Consider the following 15,596-nt stretch of genomic DNA (forward strand, 5'->3'; position numbering starts at 1 on the left):
GAGGGTACCTAGCTGCACCCGGGGGCGCGCACAGGGTATCCTTCTCAAGCTCGACCACGCCGGGTTGGTGGAATGGCATACACGGATGTCTCAAACACATCTGCCTGAGAGGGCTTGCGGGTTCGAATCCCGCACTCGGCACCAAGATTTACCTTTGAATCCAAGACCGCAAGTGATTGGGTCAAGTTCATCACGTTGAGTGATATTTCCGAATTCCGGTCCGGCATTCGGACTTCGGAGTCACACACTTGGCCGCATGGTCGAACGGTCGATTCGCGAGCAGGCCGTCCTGCTCCTGCGCGACGGACAATCCAACGCCGACGTAGCCCGTGCTCTGAACGTCCCCAAGGGCACGGTCAGCTGGTGGAAGCACCGGGATCTGGCCAAACGGGGTGAGCTTCCGGGAAGGAAGCAGTCCACCTGTCTCCGCTGCTACGACGACCCGCTCGACGGGTCCGCGTACACGTACTTGCTGGGGCTTTATCTGGGCGACGGACACATCATGCACCCGAAGCAGCACCGGGTACCGAACCTCGCCATCACCTGCGACGACAACTGGCCCGGCGTCATGGACTCCGTCGAGCAGGCGATGCGGCAGGTACTCCCGAAGAACTCGCCCTGCCGTGTTCGGCGCACCGGTTGCCACGACGTCAAGGTCTACTCGATGCACCTGCCCTGCTACTTCCCGCAGCACGGTCCCGGCAAGAAGCACGAACGGCTGATAGCCCTGGAGCCGTGGCAGCAGCAGCTGGTCGACGCACACCCCTGGGGGCTGCTCCGGGGCCTCGTCCACTCCGACGGCTGCCGGATCACCAACTGGGCCACCCGCACGGTCGACGGGGTCGTCCGGCGGCACGAGTACCCGCGCTACTTCTTCACCAACACCTCGGCCGACATCAGGCGGATCTTCACCGACACGCTCGACGCCGTGGGTGTGGAGTGGAAGGCCTCGGTGCCACGTCCCTTGGGCGGCGTGAACATCTCCGTCGCCCGCCGGGCGTCCGTCGCCCTGATGGACGAGCACATCGGCCCCAAGTACTGACGTACGGCGTGGCCGCCCCTCAAGGCGACCACGCCGTGCGGCGATGAGGTCAGTTGTCGAGTTCGCCGACGTGGTGGACGCGGACGAGGTTGGTGGAGCCGGCCAGGCCGGGGGGTGAGCCGGCGGTGATGACGACGATGTCGCCCTTCTGGCAGCGGCCGAGGCTGAGCAGCTGGGAGTCGACCTGGGCGACCAGTTCGTCGGTGGTGGGGGCGAACGGGCCGAGGAAGGTCTCGACGCCCCAGGTGACGGCGAGTTGGCTGCGGACGGCCGGCTCGTAGGTGAAGGCGAGGACGGGGATGGGCGAGCGGTAGCGGGTCAGCCGGCGGGCGGTGTCGCCGCTCTGGGTGAAGGCGACCAGGTACTTGGCGTTCAGGAAGTCGCCGATCTCGGCGGCCGCGCGGGCGACGGCGCCGCCCTGGGTGCGGGGCTTGTTGCGTTCGGTGAGCGGGGGGAGGCCGGCGGCGAGGACGTCCTCCTCGACGGCTTCGATGATGCGGCTCATGGTGCGGACGGTCTCGACGGGGTACTTGCCGACCGAGGTCTCGCCGGAGAGCATCAGCGCGTCGGTGCCGTCGAGGACGGCGTTGGCCACGTCGGAGGCCTCGGCGCGGGTGGGCCGGGAGGCGTTGATCATCGAGTCGAGCATCTGGGTGGCGACGATGACCGGCTTGGCGTTGCGCTTGGCGAGCTTGATGGCCCGCTTCTGCACCAGCGGGACCTGTTCCAGCGGCATCTCGACGCCGAGGTCGCCGCGGGCGACCATGATGCCGTCGAAGGCTTCGACGATGGATTCGAGGTTGTCGACCGCCTGCGGCTTCTCGATCTTGGCGATGACCGGGAGGCGGCGGTTCTCCTCGGCCATGATGCGGTGGACGTCCTCGATGTCCTTGCCGCTGCGGACGAAGGAGAGGGCGATGATGTCGGCGCCGGTCCGCAGGGCCCAGCGCAGGTCGGCGACGTCTTTGTCGCTGAGCGCGGGGACGGAGACGGCGACGCCGGGGAGGTTGAGGCCCTTGTGGTCGGAGATCAGGCCGCCTTCGATGACGATGCAGTGCACCCGGAGGCCGTCGACGTGGGTGACTTCGAGGCAGACCCGGCCGTCGTCGACGAGGATGCGTTCGCCGCGGGAGACGTCCGCGGCGAGGCCCTTGTACGTGGTGCCGCAGATGTCGCGGTCACCGACGACGCCGTCCTCGACGGAGATGGTGAACTCGTCGCCGCGTTCAAGGAGTACGGGTCCGTCGGCGAAGGTGTCGAGTCGGATCTTCGGGCCTTGGAGGTCGACCAGGACCCCCACGCTGCGGCCCGTCTCGTCGGAGGCCTTGCGGACCCGGCGGTAGCGTTCCTCGTGCTCCGCCTGGGAGCCGTGGCTGAGGTTGAATCGGGCGATGTCCATGCCGGCGTCGACCAGTGCCTTGATCTGGTCGTACGAGTCGGCGGCGGGCCCGAGAGTACAGACGATTTTTGCTCGGCGCATAGTCACGAGCGTAGGCATTACCCGTGCGTAACAATGACGTTCCGGCCGTCCCCCCGGTGGCGGTTGGTGAACGATTCGGTGAACGGCCTGACACGGCGTGACTTCGACTCCTGTGCGGTGGAGTTGACGCCGGGAGGCGGGCGGGCGGCGGTCGTGCCCGGCCCGGACACCAGCCCTTCGGGTGACCGGTGGGGGTGACGTTGACTCACGGCCGCGTCACCTGGGCGTCTTCCAGTACTCACCTGTTGGCAACGTCCGGGGTCTGTTCCGCGGGCGGATTCTTGTGCAGACTTCTACGCGCGTCACTTGTTCCTTGTTGACGCCTCGTCTTCCCGCCCCACGTTGGAGTCGTCCATGCCCTTGAACCGTCGTGACTTCGTCACCCGCTCGGCCGCCACCGCAGCCGGCGCCGCCATGGTCGGCGGCCTGCCGATGGTCGCCGCCACCCCGGCCGCAGCGGCGGCGGAGGCCCCCGAGTGCCACCAGCCTCCGCAGAAGCAGACGTTCACCGTGATGGGCACCACCGACCTGCACGGCCACGGCGTGAACTGGGACTACTTCACCGACGCCGTCTACGCCGACAAGGCGCAGAACGCCGTCGGCCTGAGCAAGATCTCCACCCTGGTCGAGCAGATCCGCAAGGAGAAGGGCCGCGCGCACACCCTGCTGATCGACGCGGGCGACATCATCCAGGGCACCCAGCTGTCCTACTACTACGCCCGGGTCGAGCCGATCACCGCCAAGCACCACGCGCCCAAGCACCCGATGGCGGTGGCGATGAACGCCATCGGCTACGACGCCGCCGCGCTCGGCAACCACGAGTTCAACTACGGCATCCCGACCGTGCGCGCCTTCGAGGAGCAGCTGGACTTCCCGCTGCTGGGTGCCAACGCCCTGCACGCCAAGGACGAGAAGCCGGCGTTCAAGCCGTACGTCATCAAGGAGCTGCACCTGGGCCACGGGCGCCCGGTGAAGGTGGGCATCCTGGGCCTGACCAACCCCGGTATCGCGATCTGGGACAAGGCGAACGTGGCGGGCCAGATGGTCTTCCCCGGCATCGTGGAGATGGCGAAGAAGTACGTGCCCCGGATGAAGGCGGCGGGTGCGGACATCGTCGTGGTGTCGGCGCACTCGGGCATCGACGAGCCGACCTCGTACGGCGACCAGCTGCCGTACCCGGAGGACGCCTCGGGTGAGATGGCGGAGACGGTGCCGGACATCGACGCGGTGCTGGTGGGCCACACCCACAAGGAGGTGGCGCAGCGGCTGATCGTGAACAAGGCGACCGGGAAGACGGTCGTGCTGTCGGAGCCGCTGTGCTGGGGTCAGCGGTTGTCCTGCTTCGACTTCGAGGTGGAGTTCGACAAGGGTGCGTGGAAGGTCACGTCGCTGTCGGCGCGGGTGCTGAACTCGAACACGGTGGCCGAGGACCCGAAGATCGTGAAGCTGCTGGCCGCGCAGCACAAGAAGGTCGTGGCGTACGTCAACCAGGTGATCGGGACCTGCAAGGTGGACCTGTCCATCGCGGAGGCGCCGTACAAGGATGTGCCGATCATCGACCTGATCGGGCGGATCCAGGCGGACACCGTGAAGGCGGCGCTGGCGTCCACGCAGTACGGCAAGCTGCCGGTGCTGGCGCAGGCGGCTCCGTTCAACCGTACGGCGGACATTCCGGCGGGGCAGGTCAAGCTGCGGGATGCGGCGGGTCTGTACATCTACGAGAACACGTTGGAGGCCCGTATTCTGACGGGTGCTCAGATCAAGGATTACCTGGAGTTCTCGGCGAAGTACTTCGCCCAGCGGGCGGTGGGTGCGCCGATCGACCTGCCGACGCTGACCAACCAGCAGAACACGCCGGACTACAACTACGACTCCGTGTACGGGGTTTCGTACGACATCGACCTGACCCAGCCGGTGGGTTCGCGGATCGTCAACCTGTCGTTCGCGGGCAAGCCGGTGGATCCGGCGGCGCAGTTCGTGCTGGCGGTGAACAACTACCGGGCCAATGGCGGCGGTAACTTCCCGCATGTCGCGACGGCGACGAAGGTGTGGGCGAACTCGGACGAGATCCGCAACACGATGATCGCCTGGGTGAAGGCGAAGGGTGTCATCGACCCGGCGGACTTCGCGGCCGTGGGCTGGCGTCTGGTGCGGGCGGGCGTGCCGCTGTTCTAGTCCTCGCCTGGGGGCTTGCGTGGGGAACCGGTCGGCGGCACTGTGCGTCACAGTGCCGCCGATTCGGTTTTCACGTACGGGGGTTGCCGCATGTCCGGCCCGGTTGCCGGGCGGGGTCACCTGCTGAGGGAGCCGGCCCCTCGGGCGCCTCGGGGGCGGGTGAGTGTGAAGCGGTCGACGGGGAGGAGGTCGCCGTAGGGGCCGGTGACGGCGTAGTAGGTGACGGCGATGGTGGTGTTGCCGCCGCGCTCGCCGGGGTCGACCTCGAAGGCGGCGAAGCCGTAGGAGTGCTCGCCGTCGCGGTACGCGGACCAGGGGGCGTCCTCGACGACGTACAGTGGCGGGCGCTTGCCGGTGGCGGGGTCGAGCGGCCCGACGCCGGTGATGACGCGGCACTTGGCCGGGCTGAAGAACAGCCCGTTGGACGGCGCCGAGGTGCCGCCCCCGCCGATCACCATGTGGACGGTGCCCTTGGTGGTGTCGATGAGCTCGGTGCCGGTGGCGACCGGGATGGGGGTGCGGGTGTCGGTGGGCTGCTGGCCCCGGATCGGGTGTGAGCGCTCGTAGTGGTGCTCGTGGCCGCAGACCACCAGGTCCACCCCGTAGCGGTCGAACAGCGGTACCCAGGTCTCCCGGATGCCGAGGTCCGCGCCGTTGAACTTGTCGGCGGTGGAGATCACCACCTGGTGCATGCAGACCACGATCCAGTCGATCTCCGGATCGGCGTCGGCGGCCGCCAACTCGTGCTCCAGCCAGCGCTGTTGGGCGCCGCCCGAGTAGCCGTGGACGTAGGAGTTGCCGGCGTCCTGGTAGGCGATGTCGTCGTTGTTCAGGCTGATGACGCGGACGGCGCCGGCCGTGAACGAGTACCACAGGCCGCTCAGCTCCTGGTCCGCGCCGGCCGCCGGCAGGCTGAAGTACGCCTGGTAGGCGCCGTAGCCGATCGGGCCGTTGCCGAGTTCGTTCTCGTGGTTGCCCGCCGCGGGCATCCACGGGCGGTGCCGGGCGGAGCGGGAGTTGTTCTCGAACCAGTCCGACCAGGTGCGTACCCGGTCGGTCGACAGGTTGGCGTAGCAGAGGTCGCCGTTGACCAGGTGGAAGAGCGGGGCGATGTGCTCGACCCCGGCCGTGGTGTCGCCGGCGGCCGGGCTGCCCAGGTTGTCGTTCGCGTAGCCGGTGGCGGTGAGCTTGCCGAGGGTGGGTGTGCCCTGGTCGCCGAAGCTGGTGAAGGTGAAGGCGCCGCGGCCGCGCGGTGCGGTGCGCAGCGTGCCGAGCTCCGGGGTCGCGCCGTCGTGGAGGGCGGCGTAGACGTAGTCGGTGTCCGGGTGCAGGCCGGTCAGCCGGGCGTGGTGCACCTGTACCTCGGTGCCGGATTTGGCGTCCCGGTAGGTGGTGGTCTGCGCCTGCTCGGTGCGGCCGAATCCGCCTTGCGAAGTCCCGTACTTGACGCGGGGGTTGGACACGGAGGCGGTGGTGTGCCAGGAGACCACCGCCTCGCGGGAGGCGTCCGAACCGAACTGCAGGTGCAGGCCGGACACCCGGGGGGCGCCCAGTCGGCCCGGCCGCTCCCAGAGCAGCGGGCTCGTCGCCGCCGCGGGGGCGGCGGTGACACCGGCCAGCCCGATGCCGGTGGCGCCGGCCATGAGACCGCGCCGGCTGACGATGGGGCGATCAGCAGAATTCGTAGCACTCATGGCCCGTCAGCCTGCCGGGCACGAGGTGAACAGCATCAGAGCTTTGACGTGAACAAGCTTCACCAGTCGGCCAGTTGCACTTGCAAGGGGCGCGAGGAACTGCGCGAAACCGGGAGGCTACGGTCTGCAGCCTCCCGCTTCGCGCAGTTCTCCCCCAGCCTTCGGCCGGGAGGTACCCCCACGCGCCCCTGGGGTGACCCCGTCCTGCTGGTCATCCCAAGGCCGTTCGCTAGAACGGGAAGCGGGTGCGCTCGTGCTGGATGGAGATCCACTTCAGGGTGGTGAAGGCCTCCACCGTGGCGTCGCCGCCCAGGCGGCCGACGCCGGAGCTCTTCTCGCCGCCGAAGGGGACGATCGGCTCGTCGTGGATGGTGCCGTCGTTGATGTGGATCATGCCGGTGTCGATCTGCTGGGCGAGCCGGACGCCGCGCTCGATGCTGCCGGTGTGGACGGCGCCGCTCAGGCCGAACGGCGTGTCGTTGGCCAGCCGGACGGCTTCGTCCTCGCCGTCGAAGGGGACGATCAGCACCACCGGGCCGAAGATCTCCCGGCGCAGGATCGGTGCGTCCTCGGCCAGGCCGGTGAGCACCACCGGGTCCATCAGGGTGCCGACCGTGGCGCCGCGCAGCAGGACGGTGGCGCCGTCGGCCACGGCTGCGTCGACCTGCGCGGTGATGGCGTCGGCCTGGGCGGTGTTGATCAGCGGGCCGATCTGGGTGGCCGGGTCCTGCGGGTCGCCGACCTTCAGCGAGCTGGTCTTGGCGACGAACTTCTCGGTGAACTCCGCCAGCACCTTCCGGTCGACCAGCACCCGGTTGGCGGCCATGCAGACCTGGCCCTGGTGGGCGAAGCGGCTGAACACCGCGGCGTCGACGGCGTAGTCGAGGTCGGCGTCGTCCAGCACGATCAGTGCACTGTTGCCGCCGAGCTCCAGTACGGTGCGCTTGAAGTGCCCGGCGGCCACCCGGGCGACGTGCCGGCCGACCTGGTCCGAGCCGGTGAAGGCGATCACCTTGGGCACCGGGTGCTCCAGGAAGGCGTCGCCGATCTCCGCGATGTCGGTGAGCAGCACGTTGAGGACGCCTGCCGGCAGGCCGGCGTCCTCGAAGATCTTGGCGATCAGCGTGCCGCCGGTGACCGGGGCGTCCTGGTGGGGCTTGAGGACCACGGCGTTGCCGAGCGCCAGCGCGGGCGCGACGGCCTTGAGCGAGAGGAACAGCGGGAAGTTGAACGGGCTGATCACCCCGACCACACCGACCGGGAGGCGGTAGAGCCGGTTCTCCTTGCCGTCCACCGGGGAGGGCAGGATCCGGCCCTCGGCGCGCAGCGAGATCTGCATCGCCTCGCGCAGCGCGTCCTTGGTGAGCGACAGCTCGAAGGCCGCCTTGAGTGCGGTGCCGCCGAGTTCGGCGATGATCGCCTCGGTGATCTCCTGCTCGCGGTCCTCGATGATCCGCAGGGCCCGCTCGAAGACCAGCCGGCGGGCGTACGGGTTCAGCTTGCCCCAGGGCTTCTGGGCGCGTTCGGCCGCCCGGTACGCCTGGTCGAGTTCCTCGACGGTGGCGACGGTGATCGAGGCCAGCTTCTCGCCGTTGTAGGGGTTCAGGTCGACGATGTCCCAACGGCCGCTCCCGGTCCGCCACTCGCCGTCGATGTACTGCCGTGACAGTTCCGAGAAGTAGGACATCCGATCCCTTTCACCGAGGGGTCGACACCCCTTCACCTGACGGATCATCATCGTACTGATCCGTCACAGCTCCCGGAGGGCGGAGTCGAGAAGTGCCAGCGTGCGGTCGGGTGACAGGCTCTCGGCCCGGACCCGTTCCATCGCGGAGGCGTACTCGGCGACCTCGGCGGGCTTGTCGAGGTAGAGCGCGGTGGTGAACTGTTCCAGGTAGACCAGGTCCGCCAGGTCGGGCCCGGGGAAGCCGAGCACCGAGAACGCGCCGACCTGCGCGGCGACCCCGCCCGAGCCCAGTGGCAGGACCTGGACCGTCAGCCGGGGCAGTGCGGCCAGTTCGACCAGGCGGTGCAGCTGGCGGCGCATCACCTCGGGCCCGCCGCACGGGCGGCGCAGCGCGGCCTCGTCCACGATCGCCAGGATGTCGGGGCCGTCCTCGGCGAGCAGCAGGTGCTGGCGCCGCATCCGGACGGCGACCCGGCGCTCGATCTCCTCGGGCGGTGCGGCGGGGTTGCCGAGCACGATGACGGCGCGGGCGTAGTCCTCGGTCTGCAGCAGGCCCTGGATGAACTGCACCTCGTAGCTGCTGATCGTCCGGGCGGCTTCCTCCAGGCCCAGGTAGGTCTGGAACCAGGGCGGTACCACGTCGCTGTAAGCGTGCCACCAGGCGGGCGTGTTGGTGTCGCCGACCAGGTCGAGCAGGGCGGCCCGCTCGGCTTCGTCGTCGACCCCGTAGAGGGTGAGCAGGTCGGCGACGTCGCGCTGTTTGAAGCCGACCCGGCCCAGTTCCATCCGGCTGATCTTCGACTCGGAACCGCGGATCGAGTACCCGGCGTCCTCACGGGTGACGCCTCTGGACTCGCGCAGGCGGCGCAGCTGGGAGCCGAGCTGCATCCGCCGCGCGGTCGCGCCGCTGCCCGTCTGCACGCCGGTCATTCGCATCAGCCTCCGCACCTGAGTGGTTCGTACTCCGCCCCGCGCGCAGTCTGCCAGTTCCGGCCGCGGCCGGACGGGAAAACGGGCCGACTGCCAGGAACCCCACAGTTTGGGCGGGCGGTTCCCCAGCCGGGTGGTTCCCCGGCCGGCCCCGGCGGCCGGCCGGTCTCCGGGCATGCGGAACGGCACCTGCCCCCAGCTTGGTCGGGGAGGGGGCAGGCGCCGTAGGGACCGCGGTGGCCCGGCAGCTCTGGCGGGTCGGCGGGTGGAGCAGCCGGACGGGGAACATCCGGCGGTTTGCGGTGAGGGTGTTCTGGGGTGGGGCTGGGGTCAGACCGTCAGCGGGCGGTCGGTGGGGCGGATCGGGGCGGGCAGGGCGGTCTTGCCGCCGAGGTACCGGTCCACCGCGGCTGCGGCGGAGCGGCCTTCGGCGATCGCCCACACGATCAACGACTGGCCGCGGCCGGCGTCACCGCAGACGTACACGCCGTCCACGTTGGTGGCGAAGGCGCCGTCCCGGTCGATGTTGCCGCGGGTGTCGAGTTCGACGCCGAGCTGCTCCACCAGGCCGTTGCGCACGTCCGTCCCGGTGAAGCCCATCGCCAGGGTGACCAGCTGCGCGGGGATCGAGCGCTCGGTGCCCTCGACCGGCTGGAACCGGCCGTCCTTGAACTCGACCTCGACGAGGTGGAGTTCGGCGACGTTGCCGTTCTCGTCGCCGGTGAAGTGGGTGGTGTTGACCGCGTAGACGCGTCCCTCCTTGCCCGCCTCCGGCGAGGAGGGTCCCTCTGCCTGGTTGCCCGCCGTCTTCGTCTCCCGGACGTAGATGGCCTCTTCGTGCGCCGAGGTGACCTTGTACGTCATCGGCATGGTCGGCCAGGGCTGGTGGCCGGGGCGCTCGTCGCTGGGGCGCGGCATGATCTCCAGCTGGGTGACGGAGGCCGCCCCCTGACGGAGTGCCGTGCCGAGGCAGTCGGCGCCGGTGTCGCCGCCGCCGATGACGATGACGTGCTTGCCCTTGGCGCTGATGGGGGGCTCGACGAAGTCGCCCTCCTGGACCTTGTTGGCCAGCGGCAGGTACTCCATCGCCTGGTGGATGCCGCCCAGCTCGCGGCCGGGGACGGGCAGGTCGCGGGCGGTCGTCGCACCGGCCGCCACCACCACCGCGTCGAACCGCTCGCGCAGTTGCTGGCCGGTGATGTCCTCGCCGACGCTGACGCCGGTACGGAAGCGGGTGCCCTCCGCGCGCATCTGCTCGACGCGGCGGTTGATGTGCCGCTTCTCCATCTTGAACTCGGGGATGCCGTAGCGCAGCAGGCCGCCGACGCGGTCGGCGCGCTCGTAGACCACGACGGTGTGCCCGGCCCGGGTGAGCTGCTGGGCGGCGGCGAGGCCGGCCGGGCCGGAGCCGACCACGGCGACGGTCTTGCCGGACAGGCGCTCGGGGATCTGCGGGGTGACCCCGCCGCGGTCCCAGGCCTTGTCGATGATGGTGACCTCGACGTTCTTGATGGTCACCGCGTCCTGGTTGATGCCCAGCACGCACGCCGACTCACAGGGAGCCGGGCAGAGCCGCCCGGTGAACTCCGGGAAGTTGTTGGTCGCGTGGAGGCGCTCGATCGCGCCGGTCCAGTCCTCCCGGTAGGAGAGGTCGTTCCACTCGGGGATGAGGTTCCCGAGCGGGCAGCCGTTGTGGCAGAACGGGATGCCGCAGTCCATGCAACGGCCGGCCTGCTTGGTGATGATCGGCAGCAGGCTGCGTTCGACGTAGACCTCGTTCCAGTCACGAAGCCGGACGTCCACCGGTCGCCGTTCGGCGAGCTGCTTGGGCGTGGTCAGGAAGCCCTTGGGGTCAGCCACGTGCCGCCTCCATCATCTTGCGAGTGGTCTCGGACTCGGAGAGTCCGTCGCGCTCAGCGGCATCCTTGGCGGCGAGCACTGCCTTGTAGTCGGTCGGCATGATCTTGGAGAAGCGGGAGACCCCGCTGCCCCAGTCGGCCAGGAGAGCGGCGGCGACGGTGGAGCCGGTCTCCTCGTAGTGCTGCTGCACCGTCTGGCGCAGCCATTCGCGGTCGGCGGCGGTCGGGGCCTCGATGCCCACCATGCCGTCGTTCACGTTCGCGGGGCGCAGGTCCAGGACGTACGCGATGCCGCCGGACATGCCCGCTGCCAGGTTACGCCCGGTCTCGCCGAGCACGATCACCCGGCCGCCGGTCATGTACTCCAGGCCGTGGTCGCCCACGCCCTCGACGACCAGGGTGGCGCCGGAGTTGCGGACGGCGAAGCGTTCGCCGGCCTTGCCGCGCAGGTGGATCCGGCCGCTGGTGGCACCGTACCCGATGGTGTTGCCGGCGATCACGTGGTGCTGGGCGTCGGCGCCGATGGCGGCCGCCTCCCGCGCCGGGCGGACGACGACGACGCCGCCGGAGAGGCCCTTGCCGACGTAGTCGTTGGCGTCGCCCTCCAGGCGCAGCGTGATGCCGCGCGGCAGGAAGGCGCCGAAGGACTGGCCGGCGCTGCCGGTGAAGGTGACGTCGATCGTCCCCTCGGGCAGGCCCGCGCCGCGGTACCGCTTGGTCACCTCGTGGCCGAGCATGGTGCCGACGGTGCGGTTGACGTTGCGGATCGGCAGCTGGATGCGGACGGTCTCGCCGTGCTCCAGGGCGTCGGCGGAGAGCGCGATCAGCTCGTTGTCCAGGGCCTTGTCGAGCGCGTGGTCCTGGGTGGTGGTGTTGTGCAGCGCGGCGCCCTCGGGCAGTTCGGGCACGTGGAAGAGCGGCGTCAGGTCGAGGCCGGCGGCCTTCCAGTGGGTGATGGCGTCGGCGGCGTCGATGTGCTCGGCGTGGCCGACCGCCTCGGCGATCGAGCGGAAGCCCAGCTCGGCGAGGATCTCCCGGACCTCCTCCGCGATGAACTCGAAGAAGTTCACCACGAACTCGGGCTTGCCGGAGAACCGCTCGCGCAGCACCGGGTTCTGGGTGGCGACGCCGACCGGGCAGGTGTCCAGGTGGCAGACCCGCATCATGATGCAGCCGGAGACGACGAGCGGCGCGGTGGCGAAGCCGAACTCCTCGGCGCCGAGCAGCGCGGCGATGACCACGTCGCGGCCGGTCTTGAGCTGGCCGTCGGTCTGGACGACGATCCGGTCGCGCAGGCCGTTGAGCAGCAGGGTCTGCTGGGTCTCGGCGAGGCCGAGCTCCCAGGGGCCGCCCGCGTGCTTGAGCGAGGTGAGCGGGGAGGCGCCGGTGCCGCCGTCGTGGCCGGAGACCAGCACGACGTCCGCGTGCGCCTTGGAGACGCCGGCCGCGACGGTGCCGATGCCGACCTCGGAGACCAGCTTCACGTGGATGCGGGCCGCCGGGTTGGCGTTCTTCAGGTCGTGGATCAGCTGGGCGAGATCCTCGATCGAGTAGATGTCGTGGTGCGGCGGCGGGGAGATCAGGCCGACGCCCGGGGTGGAGTGCCGGGTCTTGGCGACCCACGGGTAGACCTTGTGGCCGGGCAGCTGGCCGCCCTCGCCGGGCTTGGCGCCCTGGGCCATCTTGATCTGGATGTCGTCCGCGTTGACCAGGTACTCGGAGGTGACGCCGAACCGGCCGGAGGCGACCTGCTTGATCGCCGAGCGGCGCTCGGGGTCGTACAGGCGCTCCGGGTCCTCGCCGCCCTCGCCGGTGTTGGACTTGCCGCCGAGGCGGTTCATCGCGATGGCGAGCGTCTCGTGCGCCTCCATCGAGATGGAGCCGTACGACATGGCGCCGGTGGAGAACCGCCTGACGATCTCGGAGACCGGCTCGACCTCGTCGATCGAGATCGCCTCGCGGCCCTTGCCGTCGAACTTGAACAGGCCGCGGAGCGTCATCAGGCGCTCGGACTGCTCGTTCACCCGGCCGGTGTACTGCTTGAAGATGTCGTAGCGGCGCGAGCGGGTGGAGTGCTGGAGCCGGAAGACGGTGTCCGGGTCGAACAGGTGCGGCTCGCCCTCGCGGCGCCACTGGTACTCGCCGCCGATGTCCAGCGCGCGGTGTGCGGCGGAGATGCCGGAGGCCGGGTACGCCTTGGCGTGCCGGGCGGCCACCTCCTTGGCGACCTCGGCCAGGCCGATGCCGCCGAGCTTGGTGGTGGTGCCGGCGAAGTAGGTGTCGACCAGGTCCTGGGAGAGGCCGATCGACTCGAAGACCTGGGCGCCGCGGTAGGACGCGACGGTGGAGATGCCCATCTTCGACATGACCTTCAGAACGCCCTTGCCGAGCGCCTTGATCAGGTTCTTGATGGCCTTCTCGGGCTCCAGGCCGGTGAGGAAGGTGCCCTGGGCGACCAGGTCCTCGACGGTCTCCATCGCCAGGTACGGGTTGACCGCGCCGGCACCGTAGCCGATCAGCAGGGCCACGTGGTGGACCTCGCGGACGTCGCCGGCCTCGACCAGCAGCGCGGTCTGAGTGCGCTGCTTGGTGCGGATCAGGTGGTGGTGCACGGCGGAGGTGAGCAGCAGCGACGGGATCGGCGCGTGCTCGGCGTCCGAGTGGCGGTCGGAGAGCACCAGGATGCGGGTGCCGTCGGCGATCGCGGCGTCGGCCTCCTCGGCGATGGCCTTCAGCCGGGCGGCGAGTGCCTCGCCGCCGCCGGAGACCTTGTACAGGCCGGAGAGGGTGACGGCCTTCAGGCCGGCCTGGTCGCCGTCGGCGTTGATGTGGATCAGCTTGGCGAGCTCGTCGTTGTCGATCACCGGGAAGGTGATGCCCACCGAGCGGCAGTGCGCGGCCTCGGCGGCGAGCAGGTTGCCCTCCGGTCCGAGGTTGCTCAGCAGCGAGGTGACGAGTTCCTCGCGGATGGAGTCCAACGGCGGGTTGGTGACCTGCGCGAAGAGCTGGACGAAGTAGTCGAACAGCAGCCGGGGCTTCTCGGAGAGCGCGGCGATCGGGCTGTCGGTGCCCATCGAGCCGAGCGCCTCGCCGCCGGTCTTCGCCATCGGGGCGAGGATGATCCGCAGCTCCTCCTCGGTGTAGCCGAAGGTCTGCTGGCGGCGGGTCACCGAGGCGTGGGTGTGGTGGATGTGCTCGCGCTCGGGCAGCTGGGAGAGCTGGATCTGCCCGGCCGCCACCCACTCCTGGTACGGGTGCTCGGCGGCGAGCTGCGCCTTGAGCTCCGAGTCCTCGATGATGCGGTGCTCGGCGGTGTCGATCAGGAACATCTTGCCGGGCTGGAGCCGGCCCTTCTTGACGATCTTCTCCTGGTCGAGGTCGAGCACGCCGACCTCGGAGGAGAGCACGACCAGGCCGTCCTCGGTGACCCAGTACCGGGCCGGGCGCAGGCCGTTGCGGTCCAGGACCGCGCCGATCTGGGTGCCGTCGGTGAAGGTGACGCAGGCCGGTCCGTCCCAGGGCTCCATCAGGTTGGAGTGGTACTGGTAGAACGCGCGGCGGGCGGGCTGCATGGTGGCGTGGTTCTCCCACGCCTCCGGGATCATCATCAGCACCGAGTGCGGCAGCGACCGGCCGCCGAGGTGCAGCAGCTCCAGCACCTCGTCGAAGGAGGCCGAGTCGGAGTGGTCCGGGGTGCAGATCGGGAAGATCCGGCTCAGGTCGCCGGGCAGCACGTCGGAGGCGAGCTGGGACTCGCGAGCCGTCATCCAGTTCCGGTTGCCCTTGACGGTGTTGATCTCACCGTTGTGGGCGACGAACCGGTACGGGTGGGCGAGCGGCCAGCTCGGGAAGGTGTTGGTGGAGAAGCGCGAGTGCACCAGGCCGATGGCGGAGGCGTAGAGCCGGTCCGACAGGTCGGGGAAGAAGGGCTCCAGCTGGCCGGTGGTCAGCATGCCCTTGTAGACGATGGTGCGCGCGGAGAGCGACGGGAAGTACACCCCGGCCTCGCGCTCGGCGCGCTTGCGCACGATGAACGCGGTGCGGTCCAGGACCAGCCCGGCCTTCTCGGCGTGGCCGACGAAGAACTGCGCGAAGCGCGGCATCACCGAGCGGGCGGAGGCGCCGAGCAGGTCGGGGGCGACGGGGACCTCGCGCCAGCCGAGGACGGTCAGGCCCTCCTCGACGGCGATGGCGTCGACCCGGGCGGCGGCCTCGGCGGCGGCCTCGTCCTCGACGGGCAGGAAGGCGATGCCGACGGCGTACGAGCCGGCGGCGGGCAGCTCGAAGGAGACCTTGGAGCGCAGGAAGGCGTCCGGGATCTGGGTCAGGATGCCCGCGCCGTCACCGGAGTCCGGGTCGGCGCCGGTGGCACCGCGGTGCTCCAGGTTGCGCAGGACGGTGAGCGCCTGCTCCACGATCTTGTGGTCGGCGATGCCGGTCAGTGTGGCGACGAAGCCGACGCCGCAGGCGTCGTGCTCGTTCCTCGGGTCGTACAGGCCCTGAGCAGCAGGTCGCGCATCCGGAACGAGCGCGTAGGGCTGGCGTGCGGCGCCGGCCTGCTGAGGCTCGTTGGCGGAGTGCATGGATGCAGACAGCATCGGCTCTCCCGTCGTCGTCTTTGGCAAGTGCGAGTTGGCAATAGGGACGACGTTGGCCCTCTGCGATTTCGTGCAGGTTACATGATGCCGGAAATCCCGGTCAGTGGAACGCGGCGTCCACATCGCGGACA

General features: G+C 69.7%; 8 protein-coding genes and 1 tRNA gene. 3 read left to right on the plus strand and 6 right to left on the minus strand.

The genetic code is table 11. The annotated features are described in order from the left end of the window. Window positions 1–58: 58 nt before the first annotated feature. A tRNA-Leu gene (locus tag ABD330_RS19715) sits at window positions 59–144 on the plus strand. A gap of 112 nt (window positions 145–256) precedes the next feature. Further along, window positions 257–1,042, plus strand: a complete 786-nt coding sequence (locus ABD330_RS19720) for a helix-turn-helix domain-containing protein (protein WP_344466870.1) — start codon at window positions 257–259, stop codon at window positions 1,040–1,042. Window positions 1,043–1,091: 49 nt separating this feature from the next. Here ABD330_RS19720 and pyk read toward each other — a convergent pair whose 3' ends face one another. After that, window positions 1,092–2,522 (minus strand): pyruvate kinase, encoded by a 1,431-nt coding sequence (pyk, locus tag ABD330_RS19725; protein ID WP_344466872.1) that lies wholly within the window; start codon window positions 2,520–2,522, stop codon window positions 1,092–1,094. A 354-nt stretch (window positions 2,523–2,876) separates the two neighbouring features. Here pyk and ABD330_RS19730 point away from each other — a divergent pair, with 354 nt between their 5' ends. After that, window positions 2,877–4,697 carry a bifunctional metallophosphatase/5'-nucleotidase gene (locus ABD330_RS19730; RefSeq protein ID WP_344466874.1) on the plus strand — a complete coding sequence of 607 codons (1,821 nt, stop codon included), beginning with the start codon at window positions 2,877–2,879 and terminating at the stop codon, window positions 4,695–4,697. A gap of 116 nt (window positions 4,698–4,813) precedes the next feature. Here ABD330_RS19730 and ABD330_RS19735 read toward each other — a convergent pair whose 3' ends face one another. The 5 genes from ABD330_RS19735 to gltB all read right to left on the minus strand — a co-directional run bounded on the left by ABD330_RS19735 (window position 4,814) and on the right by gltB (window position 15,465). After that, window positions 4,814–6,340, minus strand: a complete 1,527-nt coding sequence (locus tag ABD330_RS19735; RefSeq protein WP_344466876.1) for a purple acid phosphatase family protein — start codon at window positions 6,338–6,340, stop codon at window positions 4,814–4,816. 280 nt (window positions 6,341–6,620) lie between these two features. Next, window positions 6,621–8,078, minus strand: a complete 1,458-nt coding sequence (locus ABD330_RS19740) for an aldehyde dehydrogenase family protein (RefSeq protein WP_344466878.1) — start codon at window positions 8,076–8,078, stop codon at window positions 6,621–6,623. A gap of 63 nt (window positions 8,079–8,141) precedes the next feature. Beyond that, the gene (locus ABD330_RS19745) at window positions 8,142–9,008 is read right to left on the minus strand and encodes a helix-turn-helix domain-containing protein (protein WP_344466879.1); all 867 of its coding nucleotides are present in this window, start codon (window positions 9,006–9,008) and stop codon (window positions 8,142–8,144) included. A gap of 330 nt (window positions 9,009–9,338) precedes the next feature. Then, entirely contained in the window at window positions 9,339–10,868 is a 1,530-nt protein-coding gene (locus ABD330_RS19750; RefSeq protein WP_344466881.1) for a glutamate synthase subunit beta, read from the minus strand. Next, window positions 10,861–15,465, minus strand: coding sequence for a glutamate synthase large subunit (gltB, locus tag ABD330_RS19755; RefSeq protein ID WP_344466883.1), 4,605 nt, complete (start codon window positions 15,463–15,465; stop codon window positions 10,861–10,863). The genes ABD330_RS19750 and gltB overlap by 8 nt, the downstream gene beginning before the upstream one ends. Window positions 15,466–15,596 lie beyond the last annotated feature (131 nt).

This window comes from Kitasatospora kazusensis, from assembly GCF_039529945.1.
Classification (GTDB): Bacteria; Actinomycetota; Actinomycetes; order Streptomycetales; family Streptomycetaceae; genus Kitasatospora; species Kitasatospora kazusensis.